General features: G+C 38.9%; 16 protein-coding genes. 11 read left to right on the top strand and 5 right to left on the bottom strand.

Going from position 1 to position 19,080, the window contains the following annotated elements; genetic code table 11:
• Position 1: 1 nt before the first annotated feature.
• A complete protein-coding gene (locus H9565_RS02020; RefSeq protein ID WP_215436868.1) occupies positions 2-1,195 on the top strand; it encodes an ABC transporter permease in 1,194 nt (397 codons plus the stop codon).
• Between the two features lie 11 nt (positions 1,196-1,206).
• Here the strand turns inward: H9565_RS02020 and dusB are convergent, their stop codons facing one another.
• Entirely contained in the window at positions 1,207-2,202 is a 996-nt protein-coding gene (gene dusB / locus H9565_RS02015; protein WP_215436866.1) for a tRNA dihydrouridine synthase DusB, read from the bottom strand.
• 214 nt (positions 2,203-2,416) lie between these two features.
• Here dusB and H9565_RS02010 point away from each other — a divergent pair, with 214 nt between their 5' ends.
• From H9565_RS02010 to H9565_RS02000, 3 genes are read left to right on the top strand one after another with little or no spacing between them, the layout of a single operon-like run.
• Positions 2,417-3,199 carry a prolipoprotein diacylglyceryl transferase family protein gene (locus H9565_RS02010; RefSeq protein WP_215436864.1) on the top strand — a complete coding sequence of 261 codons (783 nt, stop codon included), beginning with the start codon at positions 2,417-2,419 and terminating at the stop codon, positions 3,197-3,199.
• Positions 3,171-4,565: a radical SAM protein gene (locus tag H9565_RS02005; protein ID WP_215436861.1), complete on the top strand. Its 1,395-nt coding sequence runs from the start codon at positions 3,171-3,173 to the stop codon at positions 4,563-4,565. The genes H9565_RS02010 and H9565_RS02005 overlap by 29 nt, the downstream gene beginning before the upstream one ends.
• Positions 4,562-4,747 carry a hypothetical protein gene (locus H9565_RS02000; protein WP_215436858.1) on the top strand — a complete coding sequence of 62 codons (186 nt, stop codon included), beginning with the start codon at positions 4,562-4,564 and terminating at the stop codon, positions 4,745-4,747. Before H9565_RS02005 ends, H9565_RS02000 begins: the two co-directional genes overlap by 4 nt.
• Before the next feature lie 10 nt (positions 4,748-4,757).
• Here the strand turns inward: H9565_RS02000 and H9565_RS01995 are convergent, their stop codons facing one another.
• Both H9565_RS01995 and H9565_RS01990 read right to left on the bottom strand, forming a co-directional pair.
• Positions 4,758-7,160, bottom strand: a complete 2,403-nt coding sequence (locus H9565_RS01995) for an outer membrane beta-barrel protein (protein ID WP_215436855.1) — start codon at positions 7,158-7,160, stop codon at positions 4,758-4,760.
• Positions 7,161-7,259: 99 nt separating this feature from the next.
• Positions 7,260-7,643 carry a hypothetical protein gene (locus H9565_RS01990; RefSeq protein ID WP_215436852.1) on the bottom strand — a complete coding sequence of 128 codons (384 nt, stop codon included), beginning with the start codon at positions 7,641-7,643 and terminating at the stop codon, positions 7,260-7,262.
• 114 nt (positions 7,644-7,757) lie between these two features.
• Between H9565_RS01990 and H9565_RS01985 the strand changes: the two genes are divergently transcribed.
• Both H9565_RS01985 and lepA read left to right on the top strand, forming a co-directional pair.
• A complete protein-coding gene (locus H9565_RS01985; RefSeq protein WP_215436850.1) occupies positions 7,758-8,939 on the top strand; it encodes a helix-turn-helix domain-containing protein in 1,182 nt (393 codons plus the stop codon).
• Positions 8,940-9,040: 101 nt separating this feature from the next.
• Positions 9,041-10,837: a translation elongation factor 4 gene (gene lepA / locus H9565_RS01980; protein WP_215436848.1), complete on the top strand. Its 1,797-nt coding sequence runs from the start codon at positions 9,041-9,043 to the stop codon at positions 10,835-10,837.
• 49 nt (positions 10,838-10,886) lie between these two features.
• On the opposite strand, the gene H9565_RS01975 is transcribed toward lepA, so the two are convergent.
• A complete protein-coding gene (locus H9565_RS01975; RefSeq protein WP_215436847.1) occupies positions 10,887-11,252 on the bottom strand; it encodes a hypothetical protein in 366 nt (121 codons plus the stop codon).
• A gap of 244 nt (positions 11,253-11,496) precedes the next feature.
• Here H9565_RS01975 and H9565_RS01970 point away from each other — a divergent pair, with 244 nt between their 5' ends.
• Positions 11,497-11,730, top strand: coding sequence for a GTP-binding protein LepA (locus H9565_RS01970; RefSeq protein ID WP_215436846.1), 234 nt, complete (start codon positions 11,497-11,499; stop codon positions 11,728-11,730).
• A gap of 11 nt (positions 11,731-11,741) precedes the next feature.
• Here the strand turns inward: H9565_RS01970 and H9565_RS01965 are convergent, their stop codons facing one another.
• Positions 11,742-13,610 carry a cation:proton antiporter gene (locus H9565_RS01965; protein ID WP_215436844.1) on the bottom strand — a complete coding sequence of 623 codons (1,869 nt, stop codon included), beginning with the start codon at positions 13,608-13,610 and terminating at the stop codon, positions 11,742-11,744.
• 239 nt (positions 13,611-13,849) lie between these two features.
• Here H9565_RS01965 and H9565_RS01960 point away from each other — a divergent pair, with 239 nt between their 5' ends.
• The 4 genes from H9565_RS01960 (at position 13,850) to rnpA (ending at position 19,074) form a co-directional block, all read left to right on the top strand.
• Complete coding sequence (locus tag H9565_RS01960) at positions 13,850-14,710, top strand: MBL fold metallo-hydrolase (RefSeq protein ID WP_215436841.1); 861 nt, start codon at positions 13,850-13,852, stop codon at positions 14,708-14,710.
• A 382-nt stretch (positions 14,711-15,092) separates the two neighbouring features.
• Positions 15,093-16,724 carry a S8 family peptidase gene (locus tag H9565_RS01955; RefSeq protein WP_215436837.1) on the top strand — a complete coding sequence of 544 codons (1,632 nt, stop codon included), beginning with the start codon at positions 15,093-15,095 and terminating at the stop codon, positions 16,722-16,724.
• A gap of 6 nt (positions 16,725-16,730) precedes the next feature.
• On the top strand, positions 16,731-18,590 hold the full coding sequence (locus tag H9565_RS01950; protein WP_215436833.1) for a M1 family metallopeptidase: 1,860 nt from the start codon (positions 16,731-16,733) through the stop codon (positions 18,588-18,590).
• 88 nt (positions 18,591-18,678) lie between these two features.
• Complete coding sequence (gene rnpA, locus H9565_RS01945) at positions 18,679-19,074, top strand: ribonuclease P protein component (RefSeq protein WP_215436830.1); 396 nt, start codon at positions 18,679-18,681, stop codon at positions 19,072-19,074.
• Positions 19,075-19,080 lie beyond the last annotated feature (6 nt).

Raw genomic sequence — 19,080 nt, 5'->3', positions numbered from 1 at the left:
GTTGAATTTTCCGTTCTACATCGCCAAGCGCTATGTTCGTTCCAAAAGCAGTCAAAATGCCGTAAACGTCATTAACTTTATCACTTTTTTGGTAACGGTAATAGGCTCTGCAGCCCTGTTTGTAGTACTTTCCGGATTTGCCGGACTTAAAACCTTTAGTCTATCCTTTAGTAATACTTTTGACCCAGATCTAAAAGCTTTGCCCGCAACGGGCAAATTCTTTTCCATTACTCCGGAACAAGAAGAGCAGCTCTCCCAAATAGATGGCCTTGCTTTTTATTCCAAAGAACTGGAGGAAAAAGTATACCTAAAACACCGCGAGAAAGGACATATTGCTTTTATAAAAGGTATAGATACCAATTACACTCAGGTTACGGGTATAGATAGTACTTTATTGTACGGCACTTGGCGCATCAATAGCCAAGAAGCGGTAGCCGGAATTGGTGTGACAAATATTCTGGGGGTAACCATTAATCAATACCGTAACCCTCTGGTGGTGCTGGCTCTAAAACCGGGTAAGGGCTCACTCACTCAAAAATCCTTAAAAACTAAATCGCTTGTACTTAGCGGTGTCTATTCCGTAGAAGAAAATTTGGATAAAAAATACGTTTTTGCCCAATTGGCCGAAGTGCAACAGCTATTGGAAAAGAAACCCAATGAAGTTTCCGGAATAAATTTTAAGGTGAAGGATGTATCACAATTGGCCAGTATTAGGACTAAAATTGCAGGTACATTTGGCGATAAAGCAATTTTAAAAGACCGACAGGAGCTTAATAGTACCTTGCACCGAATGCTCAACACGGAAAACTTGGCAACTTACCTCATTTTCACCTTAGTTTTGGGCATTGCCCTTTTTAATGTAGTGGGCGCCATTATCATGATGATTCTGGATAAACTGCAAAACCTAAAAACGCTGTACAGTTTGGGCACCACGCTTAAAGAACTGCGCCGTATCTATTTTGTACAGGGCGTGCTGGTAACCGGCTTAGGCGGACTTATTGGTGTGGTAACGGCATCCTTATTAATATGGTCACAGATTGCCTTTGGATGGCTAAAAATTACGCCATCACTTGCCTACCCGGTAGAATATCAGTTTGTAAATGTTCTGATCGTTTTTGGGACTATATTTATTTTGGGGATAATTGCCTCTAAGATAGCTAGTAGCAGGATTACCAAAAAAATGATATCTATTTAATTCTTCTGTGTTTAGGAAGTAAACTGATAGTCGCCAAACTTCTCTAGCACCTCGTCAAACGCTTGAAAAACATCAACGGAATCATCACTGGTTACCATTTTCATTCGGTATTCCTTAAAGTTGGGAATACCTTTAAAGTAATTGGTATAATGCCTTCTGGTCTCAAAAACACCTAACTTTTCGCCTTTCCAATCAATGGCCATTTGCAAATGCCTTCTAGCCGCTTCTACGCGCTCGGGCATGGTAGGCGGTGCTTTGTGTGTTCCGGTTTCAAAGAAATGCTTTACTTCATTAAAAAACCATGGATAACCAATACTGGCACGACCGATCATGGCTCCGTCCAACCCATACTCATCACGCATCTTCATTGCGGCTTCGGGAGAATCTACATCTCCGTTACCAAAAACGGGAATATGCATGCGCTGATTATTCTTTACTTGGGCAATAGGTTTCCAATCGGCCTCACCCTTATACATCTGTACCCTGGTCCTACCATGAATGGCAATGGCCTTACAACCCACATCCTGCAGACGTTCGGCCACCTCAACTATTTTAATGGAATCACTGTCCCACCCCAAACGCGTTTTTACGGTTATTGGTAGTTTGGTGTGTTCTACCATGGCTTTAGTAAGCGATACCATTAGATCTATATCCTTTAGTATACCTGCACCGGCACCTTTGCTCACCACCTTTTTTACCGGGCATCCAAAATTAATATCGATGATATCCGGATTGGACTTCTCTACAATCTCTACAGATTGTAACATACTATCTAAATTGGCACCAAAAATCTGGATGCCTACAGGTCTTTCTTTTTCGTAGATATCTAACTTCATGACGCTTTTGGCCGCATCACGAATCAATCCTTCCGAAGAAATAAATTCGGTATACACCACATCGGCTCCTTGCTCTTTACAAAGGGCTCTAAATGGTGGATCGCTTACATCTTCCATTGGCGCTAAAAGCAACGGAAAATCAGGTAGTTGTATGTCTCCTATTTTGGGCACTGCATTCTAATTTTGGGTTGCAAAGTTATATAAAAATACGGGAAGGGCATTACTTAGGCTTTTCGATAAATTCTGTGGTTTTACAAGCTATTATTACTTGTTAAAATACTTGTTTATAGAAACGATGTAAATTAGTATCAAAATGAAGTCTTCATATACGCTTCGAATTATATTTCAATCTTTAATTTTAAAATAAAGCTCTGACAATAATTTCATGACCCATACGCTACTTATTGTCTCGCTACCTTTTGAGCCTATTGTATTTGGAATAAAACTGAACATGCACCTTATTCTGGAGTACCTAGCGTTTTTCATTGCCTTTAGGTACTATGTTTTTTCTCGTAAGCATGGCGTTGATACCATTTCCTCAAGCAACCGCCTAACTATAATTATTGGCGCCATTTTTGGAGCCTTGCTACTTTCTAGAGTGATTGCTTTTTTGGAAGAACCCTTCGTACATTACGAACAGGGTTGGATGGCATTAATGAACAACAAGACCATTATGGGCGGGCTTTTTGGTGGTCTATTGGGGGTAGAGCTTGCCAAGTTAATTATTGGGGAGAAGCAATCGTCAGGAGACCTTTTTACCTTACCTATCATCTTGGGTATAATAATTGGCAGAGTGGGATGTTTTTTAGTCGGAACCAATGAATTTACCTATGGTAGACAAACTTCATCTTTTATGGGAATGGATTTGGGTGACGGGTTATCAAGACACCCTATTGCGCTTTACGAGGTAGCTTTTCTACTCCTACTTTTCATAGGACTTAAAAGAATAAAAAAGAAGACAAAATCCTTTGAAAACGGCATGCTCTTTAAAATTTTTATGATTTCTTACTTCTCTTTCCGCTTCTTAATAGAGTTTTTAAAGCCAAATACGTTTTTTGTTCTAGGGCTGAGCAGCATCCAATTATTATGCTTAATTTGTCTTATATACTACTACAAAATCATTAGCCAAGCCATTACCTATGTCCTCCAAAAACTACACTTATTATGACTTTACACTTAGCCTTTGTCCACAATGTTTACGACGCATAGATGCCAAAATCGTTTTTGAGAACAAGAAGGTATATATGCTTAAAAACTGTAAAGAGCATGGTAGGAGCAAAGTTCTTATTGCAGACGACATAGAATACTATAAGAACATAAGAAACTATAATAAGGCTTCTGAATACCCAAAAACGTTCAATACAAAAACACATTATGGATGCCCCTATGATTGCGGACTTTGCCCAGATCACGAGCAACATTCTTGTCTTACGGTTATTGAACTGACCGACCGCTGCAACCTTACCTGCCCTACCTGCTATGCTGGTTCTTCGCCTACTTATGGTAGACACCGAACATTAGAGGAAATCAAAAAAATGTTAGATGTTATCGTTAAGAACGAGGGCGAACCAGATGTAGTTCAACTTAGTGGTGGTGAGCCTACCATACATCCTAACTTTTTTGAAATTCTTGATTACGCAAAAACCCTCCCTATTCGGCATTTAATGTTGAATACCAACGGAATTAAAATTGCAAAAGATTTTGATTTTGCGAAACGATTGGCAACTTACGCACCAGATTTTGAAGTGTATTTACAGTTTGATTCTTTGGATAACCATGTACTACAAACCTTAAGAGGGGCAGACCTGGCAGATATTCGTCTACAAGCGTTAGACTACCTAAATGAATTGAACCTTTCCACAACATTGGTAGTCACATTACAAAAGGGGCTGAACGACCATGAAATGGGAAGCACCATAGACTTTGCCCTAAAACAAAAATGTGTGCGCGGCGTAACTTTTCAGCCCACCCAAATTGCCGGTAGATTAGAAAATTTTGAAGTAGATGAAAACCGTATTACCTTAACTGAAGTACGTAGAAAAATTTTAGAGCAATCGCCCATTTTTGAACCAGACGATTTAATACCGGTACCCTGTAACCCCGACGCCTTGGTGATGGCATATGCTCTAAAATTAGGCGATGAGGTAAACCCGCTAACTAGGTTCATTAACCCAGATGATTTATTGAACGAAGGTAAAAACACCATTATTTACGAGCAAGATGAGCAACTGCACGGCAAAATGATCGAGCTTTTTAGTACAGGCAATTCCGTTGAAAAAGCATCGGAAAACTTGAAAAGTATTATGTGTTGTTTACCTGAAATTGACGCTCCAGAACTTGGGTACGATAACCTGTTTCGTATCATTATCATGCAGTTTATAGATGCCCATAATTTTGATGTACGTGCCATTAAGAAATCTTGTGTGCACATCGTGAACAAAGACTATAAAATTATTCCTTTTGAAACTATGAACTTATTTTACAGAGATGATAAAATAGAACGATTAAAGGAATTACAAAACGAAACGGTATGATTACGCTTGTATTTCTAATGATAGGACCTCCTATAATTTTCTTGATTTTGGGCATTGTAGGTTTGGCGAGAAAGAACAAAAAAACGGCTAAGATTTTCTTTATTCTAACCGGTGTTTATCTACTCATAAGCTTTGGTACTTGCGGAATTATGCTTAGTAATTTTAGCTTGGATACGAAGTAAGCCCGCAGATTTAGATCCGGTTGCGCTCATCAACCCTTTTAGACTTCTTATTGTCTCGCATTTTAGAATTACCAAACCTATAACGTAAACCCAGAACAAACAATCTGTTCTCTCCTCTTTTAAAGGATGTTCCGTTTTGATCTTGGTAATTTCGGGTGTTTAGCTGGTTGCCTTGGTTAAATATATCCTCAAGCCCCATAGACACACTAAGCTTCTTATCGTAAAACGTTTTACGCAACATTAAATTTATTGCTCCAAAAGGGTCAAATTTAGAATTCCCCGAAAGCAGGGCAGAGGTATAGACAAAATTAAGGTCTGCAGTAAGAGATCGGTCCTTTAAAAGCGAAAAATTGTTGCTACTGCGTATAAACCAACTAAACTGATCCAAAGATACCTGCTCGCTGGTACTTAAGTTATTGAACTTAAAGGTTTCGTCATAGAAACTGATAAGAACGTAACTATTATAAAAATTGGTGAAATTCTTATTGAGCGAAAAGTCTATTCCGTACGCCGTTTCTTGGTCTAAGTTGGAAGAAATAAAGCGTAATAAGTTACTATCGTTATTCTGAAAAATTAACTCGCCTAGTCCGTTTTTTTTGTTTTTGTAGAAAACCTCAACCGTGTAGGTATCATCAAAAGTATAGCCACCCGCCAAGTAATATCTGGTTGCCGGTAAGAGTTCCGGGTTTCCCTCAATGGTAGAAAACGTACTTTGGAAAGTTTGAAAAGGGTTGATGCTACTGTATCTTGGCCTTGTTATCTTTCTAAAGTAATACAGGTTAAAATCGTGCTTGTCATTTGGTGTATACTGTATAGAGCCGGAAGGGAATAGCTGAAAATTATTGCGTTCACTGCTCTGTCTTTCCATATCCCATTCTCCTTCTGTCTCGGCATATTCCGCACGAAGCCCTAGCTTAAGCTTCCAATGCTCCCATTTACCCGAATACTGTGTGTAGGCCGCATAAATAGATTCGTCATAGTCAAAAATACCGGATGCCGATGGGTCTATACCGGGCTGGTCCCGATCAAAACCTTGCTGAAGAATGCTACTATTAGAGGAAATTCCTGCAAATCTAAGTCCGGTTTCAAGGGTACTTGCATCGCCTAAAGGCGTTAGGTAATCTCCTTGTAAGCTATACAGATTCAGTTTTTGATAGGTTTCCGTTGTAAATTGGTTTTCCCCCGCTAGTTCCCTGTTCGTATCAAAAAAAGTAGTGTTCAACAATTGTGAATCCGACTCTTCATAAAACGTAAAATGCGCATTAAAGGATAGTTGTGCTCCCTCTGTATTCAAATCTTGAATATAATCTAAGTAGTAAGAGGTATTGATCTTTTCTCTTGTTGCATTGTTAAGGGTCTCAAAACTAGACCAGCGGTTATCCCCTACCAAATCAGTGTCTGTATCGTAAACTCTGGACTTATCAGGTTCCCAAAGGGTAATGGTCGTAAAACTGATTTTACTTTTATCGCTAATATCGTAGTCGAAAAATGTAGATAAGTTGTGCTGTTTATTGTTGCTCAAATACTCCTGTTCCGCAGACCAAGTTGAAATAGACCCATCATCTTGAGAAAAGTTAGTAATGTCCGTATAGTATATAACATCCCTATCATGGCGAAAGTTATAATTGAGCGAAAGTTGTGTTTTCTTCCCCTTAAAAAAATGATCGGTTCCTACGGTGTGTTTGGGAAGTACACCTTGAACGTATTTATTATAGATAGCCCCATTATAGCCCGCAACAATATTTTTCTTCATTACAATATTAATGAGCACACTTTCCTCTGCGCTATATTTTGCAGGAGGGTTAGTTATGACCTCAATACTTTGAACATTGGATGCAGAGGTTCCCGATAACAGGTTTACAATATCATTGTAAGGAATGTTTATTTTTCGTCCATTTATCAATACGCCTACTGCACTACTGCCCTTAACGCTTATCTTATCGTTCATGATCATAATGCTCGGAGTAATCTTTAGCACATCCCAAACATCACCATCCGAGTATGGGGTGTTCTCCACATTAAAAACCAATCGGTCTACTTTTCTTTCCAACCTAGGTTTCTGGGAGATAACCACTACTTCATCAAGGTTTTGGCCATTCTCATTTATAACCAATGGCTCTAGTTCAAGGTCTCCGTTAACAGTAATGCGTCTAAGTGGGCTTTCATTGCCTATGTAACTGGCCTTTATTAAATATTTCCCTTGGGAAATTTTATTCATCTGGTAAGTACCGGATTCATCAGTAGAAGTTCCCGTTATTAAGGTGGAATCTATTACGCTCATTAACTGAACATTTGCAAAGGCAACACTCGTATCTTCATTGCTTGTTACCGTACCCGTAAGAACAAAATCTTGGGAATAAAGTAGGCAATTGGAGAGCAGTAGGTAAAATAAGGGGCAAATAAATTTCTTCACTCAATATTAAATTCTGTTACCAAATCTAATATATTTTATGTAAAATCCTACACGAAACGATGTATTATTATGCAAGCATAGCAATTAAATCTTAAATTACTAATCACAGTTTTTCCTATTGTGCCTTTTGTTCATTAATACTCCTAGACCTTCGCACGTATCGGAAGATTGTTTTCCGCCAGAGGCTACAATGACAAATTTAACCTTCAACTTATTTTCATAGTCCACCTCTATAATGGTACCCTCGTCTGTAAGGGTTACCTTGTAAACTTGAGTTTCCCCAAAAAATTCCAACCAATACAATTTCTTAGTGAAATCTAAATATTCTTGTACTACTACAAATATTGAAAAACAATAAGGACATATAAGTGCTTCCTCTTTTGTGTGATCTGTGTATAAAAGCAAACAAATATCTTGGTTGACTTCTCCCCACTTCTTTACTTTATACAAAAACCTATCTGTGCTATTGTCTGGTGTTAACATAGAAAATGCTTGTTTGCTTTTTAAAATAGCCTTAAATTTAATAGCCTAGGCTATCACAACTGTTACGATTTCCGAAATTGTAACAACCCCGACCTCTAACCAAAACTTATTCTTATGCTAATAGACATTCTTCAGTTCGTTGGAGTCCTCTTTTGTCTTTTTACAGCATTCCTTATACGATTCAGGCTAAATAAGGAGAATTCGTTTTCTGGGCATTTGTTAGCTGTGCTACTGGTTCTGATCGCACTTTGCAATAGCTTTTACCTCTTTATCGTATATGGTGTTATTAACTATTTTCCGTACCTATATAAAATTCCCGCCCCTATTACCTACTTAATTTTTCCATTATCCTATCTCTACGTGCGAGCTGTTTTGAACGGCGAAAAATCGTTTAAAAAGATAGATGCCCTACATTTAATACCATTTCTATTCTTTACGGTCAATTACTTTCCATTTTACATCATGGACCTGAATGAAAAGTCTAAAATGGTATTTGAGATTACGCAGGACTTTTCAAAAACCTATACCGGTCAAGACGGTTTGCTACCTGAGTGTGTAAACATTGCTTGTAGGGCCTCATCATCGGTTATATATTTATTATTTCAATGGCGCTTGATCAATTCGTTTTTCAGAAAGCGGCAACAAGTATTTTCCAAGCAATTTGCTCTGGTGAAAAAATGGGTATACGATCTTACTATTATTCAGACCATACACAGCCTCTCTCTGGTAATCCTCTACATTGTTAATGCATTAATCGCCATTGGCCTTATACCCATGTTCCGATTTGTACATATTGTTCTTGGCCTTCTGGTTTGCTGCAGTTTTCTGTTGGTTTCCTGTTATCTGCTGTGGAACCCCAACCTTTTGATAGGTCTACCCAACTTATACATTAAAAATCCTGATGCGGACATACCCCCTACAGCAGAAAATGTAGAAGATGTCTTGACCGAGCTTGATAACCATCTTAAGCAAACCAGGGCCTTTCTTGACCCTAACCTAAAAATAGATACCCTATCTAGGGCCACCAACATACCTACAAGAAAATTAACGCATATTATTAGTGAGTCTAACTACGATAATTTTAATGATTACATCAACCAAATGCGCATTAGTTATGCAGCGGTTAAAATTGAGGACAATTACCTTCATACCTATTCTGTAGAAGCCCTTTCCGTTACATGTGGTTTCAACTCCAAAAATGCGTTTTACAGAGCTTTTAAAAAAGCCCATGATTGCACACCCGTACAATATTGTTCCAATCATTTTGGGTCATCCAACGACACAAATACCCTATAAAGTACTTTGCGCCTATGCTCTTTGATGAAACAGGCTTAAAATAACGTATCTTTGCCAACTTAATGTAAAACGATTTGCTTGCCGAAATAAGCTCACCATCAATGAAGAACATTAGAAACTTTTGTATTATAGCCCATATTGACCACGGTAAAAGTACCTTGGCAGACCGTTTGTTGGACTTTACTGGCTCCGTAACCGCCCGTGAGAAAAAAGAGCAGTTGCTAGACAGCATGGATTTGGAGCGAGAACGTGGGATTACCATTAAAAGCCACGCCATACAAATGGATTACACCTATAAGGGTGAACAATATATTCTTAATCTCATAGATACCCCGGGCCACGTAGATTTTTCATACGAGGTATCCCGTTCCATTGCTGCCTGTGAAGGTGCCCTATTAGTGGTAGATGCCGCGCAGAGCATTCAGGCACAAACCATATCCAACCTATATTTGGCTCTAGAGAACGATTTAGAGATTATTCCGGTTCTGAACAAAGTAGATTTACCAAGTGCCAATCCGGAAGAAGTAACGGACGATATCGTGGATTTATTAGGTTGTGACGCAGAAGATGTAATCCCGGCCAGTGCCAAGACCGGTATTGGTATTGAGGAAATTCTTGCTGCCATCATAGAACGCGTACCAGCACCAAAAGGAAACCCCGATGAAGCCCTTCAGGCATTGGTTTTTGATTCGGTTTATAATCCTTTTAGAGGTGTAGAGACTTACTTTAGGGTCATTAACGGAGAAATTAAAAAAGGACAAAAGATAAAATTCGTAGCTACGGATAAAAGCTACTTTGCCGATGAGGTGGGTACCTTAAAATTAACCCAACACCCCAAGCAAACTATAAAGGCAGGAGATGTAGGCTATTTGATTACAGGTATTAAGGATGCCCGTGAGGTAAAAGTTGGTGATACTATTACGGATTCCGCCAATCCTACCATAAACGCCATTGCCGGTTTTGAGGATGTAAAACCAATGGTTTTTGCCGGAATCTATCCTGTGGATACCGAAGACTTTGAAGAACTCCGTTCTTCTATGGAAAAACTTCAGCTAAACGATGCCTCGCTGGTTTTTGCACCGGAAAGTAGTGCTGCCTTAGGTTTTGGTTTTCGTTGCGGATTCTTGGGCATGCTTCATATGGAGATTATTCAAGAACGATTGGAACGCGAGTTTGATATGACCGTAATTACTACCGTTCCTAATGTTAGTTATCATGCATTTACCAGAAAAGATCCGGATAAACCGTTAATCGTAAATAACCCTACGGACCTACCTGACCCTTCTACGGTAGATCGTGTTGAGGAACCGTATATTAAGGCCACTATTATTACTAAAGCCGATTTTGTGGGTAACGTAATGTCTCTCTGTATTGAAAAAAGAGGGATTATTACCAATCAGACATATTTAACCACAGAGCGGGTTGAGCTTACTTTTGATATGCCTTTGGCAGAAATTGTTTTTGATTTTTATGATCGATTGAAAACCGTTTCTAAAGGGTATGCTTCATTTGATTATGCTCCAATAGGTATGCGTACCTCTAAATTGGTACGTGTAGACATTCTATTGAACGCACAACCTGTTGATGCCCTATCGGCCCTTATACATGCTGATAATGCCCAGAGCATTGGTAAAAAGATGTGTGAAAAATTAAAGGAGCTTATTCCAAGACAACAGTTTGATATTCCTATACAAGCTGCAATTGGGGCCAAAATCATATCTAGGGAAACCATAAAAGCGTTGCGTAAAGATGTAACTGCTAAATGTTATGGTGGTGATATATCCCGTAAGAGAAAATTATTGGAAAAACAGAAGAAAGGTAAAAAACGTATGCGCCAAGTTGGTAACGTAGAGATACCGCAACAAGCCTTTATGGCCGTTCTTAAATTAAACGATTAAAAAAACCCTTGCTCTTAAGAGCAAGGGTTTTTTTCTGAGATAATTTTAATTATTCTTTTACGGCTATCATATAACCGTCTTCTTCAAGAGTTTTTTCTCCTAGAAGGTCGCCTATCGTGAAAGTTTCATCGGACATATCCTCTAGGGCGTAGTTTACTAAATATCCTTCCTCTGTCTTGGACCAACTAAATGCACTTTCTTCAAGAACGTCACCATTTGTAGCATCTTTATAATTACCGGTTGCATCATTTCTAAATACCCATTCTTCACGGTAATTAGTGGTAGATTCATTAACGGTAATACTAGATTCTGAGACCCAAGTACCTACAATGGCATCGGTATCATCCTCATCTTTTGAACAACTTGTAAAGGCAACTGTACTCGCTAAAGCGAAAAATAAAAATAGTTTTTTCATAATAGATTTGGGTTGAATAAATTAAACTTTAAGTAGGGATAAAACGACCCGAATCTTATTATATTGCCACAATATATTAACGCAAAACCAGTTTTACTTTCCCCTTGCAGCATAATATCAAGATTAAAAACTTCATTTATTAATTCTTACAGCTATACTATTTTTTTCTTACAAAAATTTTATTGTTTGAACAATTTTTAACTTTACTTGCTGTTTAAAAGATGTAAAACTATTTCGCCCAAAGATGACCACGTATATAGCCCATTTTATCGCAAAGCATGAACAGATTCCAACAGAACAGAACTCTATATTCACATGGCAGCAAGAGAGTGGTGAAGTAGATATTAAACTTCTAGAAGATAAGATAAAAAGAGAGTCTGCGCTGCACTTCTACGCTCTGGTGGCAGATTCGAACACAGAAGTAAAACAGGACAATATTACTATTAAGGTTGTAAAAACAATGCCTTTTTCGGGCTAAACGAAATTGGTTCAATCCTCATCTTCCTGTTCAACTTCAACTTCGTCCTCGGTTTCATCAACATCAAATATTTTACCAAGATAAACCAGTCGGTATTTATTTGTAATGTCTTCAAAATCCGTACTGAAACTAGAAATAATCTGTAAGTCGCCCTGAGGTGTTTTCAAGAAGATGGGTACTATATTCTCATCTGCCTTAGTAATCTCTATTAGCGCCTCATAGTGCTCCTTATCCTTTAGCTCTATTTCATGCACAGCAGGATACTTACGTGCTGTTTCCGTTAGCTTAATAAAGTCGTCCGTATGTGAGAACAGTCCTTCTTTCGGGTTGTTTTCAGGGTTGCTCATTTCATCGGCATTTACCAGTCTGTATGAACCGTTAGCTCCAAATTGCTTCCCAAAGTTACTCACCGCAAATTTGTTAATATCAGAGTTACCGGTCAACGCCATAAGATATCCTACATCATTAAGCTCTATATTATCCGTTAACGAGTCCGAATAAATATTAGCGGTAAATGCTTCAAGCCCCAAAGCCTTGGCTTTACTAATATTAGTCTGGTTATTATCTATTAAAACCACATGGCGATCGTTCTTGTTCAAATAATCTGCAATAAGACGAGACGCTTTTGACGCACCAATAATAAGTATTCCCTCAGATTTGGTTAAAAAGACCCCTACCGCTTTAGCGAACATACGTGCCGTAGTAGCATTTAAGAGTACCGTTCCTAGTACGATCATAAACACCAATGGGGTTATGAATTCCGCACCAGGTTCTCCTTTGGCCAAGAGTTTGGAGCCGAAAAGAGAAGCAATACCCGCTGCAACAATACCTCTAGGTCCTACCCAACCAATAAACAGCTTCTCATTAAATTTTAGATTAGACCCCATAGAACTTAGAAAAACACCAAGCGGTCTAATAACAAAAACTATAATAGCAAATAGAGCTACGGTATTCCAATTATAAATCAATTGGAGGTCTGCTATATTTATGTTTGCCGATAAAAGAATAAACAGAATCGAAATCAATAGAACGCTCAAGGATTCCTTAAAATAGAGCAGCTCCTTTATGTTGGGCAAATCTGTATTACCCATGACCATACCCATGACCACAACGGCCAATAGACCAGATTCGTGAGCAAATACATCGGACATTACAAACACCAATAACACTGCTGAAAGCGATACTACGTTCAATAAATAATGCGGAATAAAGTTCTTTTTAATAACGAAGGTCAAAGCATGTGCAAAGGTGAAACCAAACGTAAAACCGAACAATAAAATTTTTCCGAACTCAATAAGGGCCGTAAGAGTATAGGCCTGTCCCTCTCCTACACTAATAAACTCAAATACCAATACCGCTGCCAAAGCACCAATTGGATCAATTAGAATCCCTTCCCATTTTAATACTGCGGAGATATCGTTCTTTAAAGGAATGTTCCTAAGAATAGGTGTTATTACGGTGGGTCCGGTAACAATAATCAAGGCAGAGAACAAAAAAGAAACTTGCCAACTTAAATCAAAAATAAAGTGGGCCGCCATAGCAGCGGCAAAGAAGGTAACAAGGCTTCCAACGGTAATCAGTTTTGTGATAACCGGCCCCACATTCCTAATTTCGGAACGTTTAAGGGTAAGCCCTCCTTCAAAAAGAATTATACTTATGGCCAATGAAACAAAATAGTACAGGCTTTCCCCTGGAAAAAGACCTTTGGTACTGTTCCAAATAGGCTCAATCAATTTCTGACCATCCTCTGTATAAAGACTAGCAACAGGGCCTACCAAAAGACCTATTAAAATTAACGGAAGTATAGCGGGTAGCTTAAAGCGCCATGCCACCCACTGCGCAATAATTCCCAATATAACGATACCGGCAAGTTCTACCATATGATTTAGGTTTGAACCAAAAATAGTGATTTTAATATCAGTATTTCGTCTAGAAAAACCGTTTTCCACAGTTATTTGCCCAACCAATAAACAGAAAGATACCCAGAGCTCTTAAAAAATCTCTTTAATAGTTGGTTTATAGTAGTTTGCAAAAAATTGGAGCTTCTGTTAAAAAATACCAAAGGCCAATCTATTGCCTGTTCAATTTACTAATTTGCGCGTACTCTAAAAACACCAATATGAAACTATACCCCGTAGAAACAGGAAATTTTAAGTTAGATGGTGGTGCTATGTTCGGTGTGGTGCCAAAGGCTATATGGCAACGCACCAATCCCGCGGATAACAATAATCAAATTGATATTGCGGCGAGAAGTCTTCTTATTGAAGAAGAAAACCGATTGGTACTAATTGATACAGGAATGGGCAACAAGCAGTCCGATAAGTTCTTTGGATATTACAATCGTTGGGGAAATTATTCAATAGATAGTTCACTTAAGAAGCTAGGTTTTCATCCTGATGATATTACGGATGTATTCTTAACTCATTTACATTTTGACCATTGTGGCGGATGCATTCAGTGGAACGAAGAGCGTACCGGTTATGAGCCAGCATTCAAAAACGCTACTTTCTGGACCAATGAAGACCATTGGAAGTGGGCTACAAAACCCAATGCTCGCGAAAAAGCCTCTTTTCTGAAGGAAAACCTTTTGCCCATGCAAGAAAGCGGGCAACTCAAATTTATTGAAAGAACATCGGACAAGTTTCAAAGCGAATCGGAATTAGGTTTCGGAATTCATTTTGTAGACGGTCATACGGATAAACAAATGCTGCCACATATTTCATACAAAGAAAAACAGTTGGTATTTATGGCAGATTTGCTTCCTACTGTAGGGCATATTCCATTGCCGTATGTAATGGGGTATGATACTAGACCTTTGCTCACTCTTAAAGAAAAAGATTTGTTTTTGAACGAAGCTACCTCAAAAGGATACCATCTGTTTTTTGAACATGATGCGCATAACCAGATTTGTACGCTTAAAGAAACGGAAAAAGGAGTACGGTTAAACGAACTCTTTACTTTTGACCAACTTTTTAATTAAGACCAATTGGTTCTAACCCCTGAAATTCATCTAAATAATCGTATACGAAACATAAATTTTATCAACTATTTATGGTATTGAAAAAATTTTCATCTCTCTATCATAAATGTTTTTACTAAAATGACTAACCGTTATATCCACATCGTTATTTATCTATAAATAGCTGGGCATCTTACTTAAACCTTAGATACCAGCGACTCGTTTTTCAATAAAAAAATCATAAAAGCATTATGATTTGGTTAAAAAATTGTGCCAAATCTTACCTTTGCAGCCAATTACGTTAAATTTCCGAGTCGGTTCAACGGTTAATTTAACCTTAAACGAACCTTTTATTCTTCTAAATTAAACCTCTAAAAAGAAACACTAAACTCAATTCAACTATATGACATCATTTTTTTCAAGACCTTTAATAGGCTTATCTGCAGGACTTGTACTTATGGGCTGCGGCTCTACGGCTTTAGTATCTACTCCAATAGAGAACATTGATACTACCCCATTAAAAATATCCGACCTTTCTGACACCGAGAAAAAGAATTGGGGTCATTTAGACCTTGTAGCGGACACCATTCCAGGAATGAGTATAGATAAGGCGTACGCCGAAATTATAAAAAACAAAAAAGGAGAAACCGTTATTGTTACCGTCCTGGATTCCGGTATGGATTTAGACCATGAGGACCTTAAAAATGTGCTTTGGACCAATAAGGGCGAAAAACCAGGTGATGGTATTGACAATGACAAGAACGGTTATGTAGATGATATCCACGGATATAACTTTTTAGGCAAATCCTATAACGAACAACTGGAAGCAACCCGTATCGTTAGATTAAAATTGGGCGATGCAGCGCTTCAGGCCAAGGCAAAAACCAAGGTAGATACGGAATACGCTAAAGCATCACAACAAAAACAGCAATACGAGCAAATCTTTCAGACCGTAAAGAATGCAGATGAGGCCGTTAAAAAAGAACTAGGAAAAGATACCTACACGAAAAAAGACCTTGCCGGCATAGAGCCAAAGGATGAGGCCATGCAACAGAATGTGGGCATCTTAACGCAAATGCTATCCTACGAAGATTCCATAGACAAAGTTTTGGAGCAAGTTGAAGAAGGTCTAAAGTATTTCAGCGATCAACTTAACTACAACTACAACGTAGATTTTAACGGTAGAAAAGAAGTTGGGGACAATCCTTATGATATTACCGACTTAGGTTACGGTAGTGGAAATCCTCAAAATCTTGAAGAAGACGAAAGCCACGGTACGCATGTTGCCGGTATCATTGGTGCAGAACGCAATAACGGAAAAGGGGTTAACGGAATTGCCAACAACGTAAAAATCATGAGTGTGCGTGCCGTACCTAACGGAGATGAGTATGATAAGGATATTGCCTTGGGTATTCGTTATGCGGTAGATAATGGTGCCAAGGTCATTAACGGTAGTTTTGGAAAAGCTTTCTCCCCAAATGCTCAATGGGTGTACGATGCCATAAAATATGCAGCGGACAACGATGTACTTTTTGTGCATGCAGCAGGTAACGATGGCGCTGATTTAGACAGCCCGGCAAACCCTAATTTTCCAAATGACCAAGTAAACAACGGACCTGAAATTTCCGATAATGTCCTTACCGTAGGTGCGCTAGCTTCTAAGTACGGTTCGGAAATGGTTGCTGTGTTCTCTAACTACGGTAATGTAAATGTTGATGTTTTTGCCCCAGGTGACGAAATCTATTCTACCATGCCAGGCAACGAATATGAATTTCAAGGAGGAACATCAATGGCGGCTCCTGCCGTGGCAGGTGTTGCTGCTTTGATTCGTTCTTACTATCCTAAATTGACCGCTTCCCAAGTAAAACATATCATTATGGAATCTGGCCTTGCTCCAAGGGCGAAGGTTATTTTGGGTGGAGATACCTCCAAAACTGCTACGTTGGACGAGATTTCTACTTCCGGAAAAATAGTAAATGCTTACAACGCCTTGATTATGGCGGATAACGTATCCACAGGAAAGATAAAATTATAATATACCATGAAGTATTTTTTTAAAGGGATTGCTGCCGTAATGCTCGTAATGGGCCAGATGGCAGTTGCACAAAACGGATCGTACTGGCAACAGCATGTAGATTACAACATGCAGGTTGATATGAACGTTGAAAATTTTCAGTATACCGGTACTCAAAAATTAGTCTATACCAACAATTCTCCGGATGAGCTTACCCGTGTATATTATCATCTGTTTTTCAATGCTTTTCAACCCGGGAGCGAAATGGACATGCGCCTACAAAGCATTCCCGACCCGGATGGAAGAATGACCGATGAACAGAAAAATAGCCGAATTGCTATCTTAAAGGACAATGAAATAGGTTATTTACACGCTACATCGCTTACGCAGGATGGTGTTAAGGTCAATTTTGTTGAAGAAGAAACCATATTGGTCGTTGAACTGGCAAAACCAATTCCACCTGGTGGCAAAACCACTTTTGACATGGAATTCAAAGGTCAAGTTCCCGTCCAAATACGCCGTTCAGGAAGAAACAGTGCAGAAGGTGTTGCGCTTTCTATGAGCCAGTGGTACCCAAAATTAGCCGAGTATGATTTTGAAGGCTGGCATGCCGATCCGTACATTGCTCGTGAGTTTCAAGGAGTTTGGGGCGATTTTGATGTAAAGCTAACCATAGACAAGGACTATGTTGTGGGAGGAACAGGTTATCTACAAAACCCACAAGAAATTGGTCACGGATACGAAGCTCCGGGCACAAAGGTGAAAAAACAGAAAGGAAAGACCCTTACCTGGCACTTTAAGGCGCCTATGGTACATGATTTTATGTGGGCCGCAGACCCTGAGTACATTCATGATACATTACCCATGGAAAACGGGCCAACCCTTCATTTTTTGTACAAGGACGATAAAGAAATTATTGAAAATTGGAAGAAGCTTCAGCCCAAGACTGCGGAGTTCATGGAGTTTTTCAGCAAGAATATTGGAAAATATCCGTACGAGCAATACTCTGTAATTCAAGGGGGAGATGGTGGTATGGAATATGCCATGTCTACTTTGATTACAGGTAAACGAAAATTTGGAAGTCTGGCCGGTGTTACGGCACATGAATTGGCACATTCTTGGTTTCAGCATATCTTGGCCACCAACGAATCCAAACATGAATGGATGGACGAAGGCTTTACCACCTTTATCTCTACATTGGCCATGAACGAAGTCATGCAAGAGAACAAGGAAAACCCTTTTGAAGGTACCTACAAAGGCTATTACAATTTGGTGAATTCCGGAAAGGAACAGCCGCAAACCACGCATGCAGACCGTTACGATCTTAATTTTGCCTATGGTATTGCCGCTTATAGCAAAGGTTCTATATTCTTGTCTCAGCTGGGTTATATCATTGGTCAGGACAAGCTAATGGAAACCATTCGCAAATACTATGAAGATTTCAAATTCAAACATCCTGTACCCAATGATATTAAGCGTACGGCCGAAAAGGTTTCGGGTATGGAGCTAGATTGGTACCTAACGGATTGGACACAGACCACCAACACTATAGACTACGGCATAAAAGAGGTAAAAGAGAATGATGGTAAGACCAAAGTTTCCATGGTACGTACAGGTGCAATGCCAATGCCTTTGGATATTTTAGTGATTTATGAAGATGATACCAAAGAGACTTTTTACGCTCCATTACGTATGATGCGCGGCGAAAAAGAAAACCCTTACCCACAAATAAACCGAACGGTATTAGAAGATTGGCCTTGGGCACAATCCAGCTACAATTTTACCATAGATAAACCTTTGGCAAGCATTAAGGCTGTGGTCATAGACCCGTCTCAATTAATGGCCGATGTAAACCAAGAGGATAATGTTTGGCAGAATATGAAGTAATTGCTAACGAAAAAACCGTTATCTTTTATTCAATGATTAAATTTGCAATTGCCCCCGCTAAACGGGGGCAATTTTATAAAATACCTTTATGCCAGAATTCACTTTCCCAAAAAAAGAAAAGCTGAAAAGTAAAAAGCTTATAGAGCAGCTATTTGCCCAAGGGAAGTCCGTTTCTGCATTTCCTATAAAACTAATTTATCTCCCCACAGAATTTACCGAAGATACCCGTGTAAAAGCTGGTGTAGCCGTTCCAAAAAAGAATTTTAAGAGTGCCGTAAAACGTAATCGTGTGAAGCGTCTTATGCGAGAAAGTTACAGACTTAACAAACAATACGTTTTTAACAATAGTGAGGGTTCTTTTGCGTTTCTATTTTTATACCTTGGTAGAGAGATGCCTTCTCAAAGCAATGTAACCAAAACCATGAAAGAGGTCATGAAGCGTTTTTTGAGCAAGCATACACCAGAAAACAGACAACCAGAATAGAAATTT

The sequence above is a fragment of the Zobellia russellii genome, from assembly GCF_018728565.1.
Lineage (GTDB): Bacteria > Bacteroidota > Bacteroidia > Flavobacteriales > Flavobacteriaceae > Zobellia > Zobellia russellii.
This window is presented reverse-complemented; position numbering and strand designations above follow the sequence as displayed.

What these genes read in the sequence shown, in the direction of transcription:
- H9565_RS02010 (WP_215436864.1), top strand. Translation starts at nt 2,417, where the DNA reads ATGACCCATACGCTACTTATTGTCTCGCTACCTTTTGAGCCTATTGTA.
- H9565_RS02005 (WP_215436861.1), top strand. Translation starts at nt 3,171, where the DNA reads ATGTCCTCCAAAAACTACACTTATTATGACTTTACACTTAGCCTTTGT.
- H9565_RS02000 (WP_215436858.1), top strand. Translation starts at nt 4,562, where the DNA reads ATGATTACGCTTGTATTTCTAATGATAGGACCTCCTATAATTTTCTTG.
- H9565_RS01990 (WP_215436852.1), bottom strand. Translation starts at nt 7,643, where the DNA reads ATGTTAACACCAGACAATAGCACAGATAGGTTTTTGTATAAAGTAAAG.
- H9565_RS01985 (WP_215436850.1), top strand. Translation starts at nt 7,758, where the DNA reads ATGCTAATAGACATTCTTCAGTTCGTTGGAGTCCTCTTTTGTCTTTTT.
- lepA (WP_215436848.1), top strand. Translation starts at nt 9,041, where the DNA reads ATGAAGAACATTAGAAACTTTTGTATTATAGCCCATATTGACCACGGT.
- H9565_RS01975 (WP_215436847.1), bottom strand. Translation starts at nt 11,252, where the DNA reads ATGAAAAAACTATTTTTATTTTTCGCTTTAGCGAGTACAGTTGCCTTT.
- H9565_RS01970 (WP_215436846.1), top strand. Translation starts at nt 11,497, where the DNA reads ATGACCACGTATATAGCCCATTTTATCGCAAAGCATGAACAGATTCCA.
- H9565_RS01965 (WP_215436844.1), bottom strand. Translation starts at nt 13,610, where the DNA reads ATGGTAGAACTTGCCGGTATCGTTATATTGGGAATTATTGCGCAGTGG.
- H9565_RS01960 (WP_215436841.1), top strand. Translation starts at nt 13,850, where the DNA reads ATGAAACTATACCCCGTAGAAACAGGAAATTTTAAGTTAGATGGTGGT.
- H9565_RS01955 (WP_215436837.1), top strand. Translation starts at nt 15,093, where the DNA reads ATGACATCATTTTTTTCAAGACCTTTAATAGGCTTATCTGCAGGACTT.
- H9565_RS01950 (WP_215436833.1), top strand. Translation starts at nt 16,731, where the DNA reads ATGAAGTATTTTTTTAAAGGGATTGCTGCCGTAATGCTCGTAATGGGC.
- rnpA (WP_215436830.1), top strand. Translation starts at nt 18,679, where the DNA reads ATGCCAGAATTCACTTTCCCAAAAAAAGAAAAGCTGAAAAGTAAAAAG.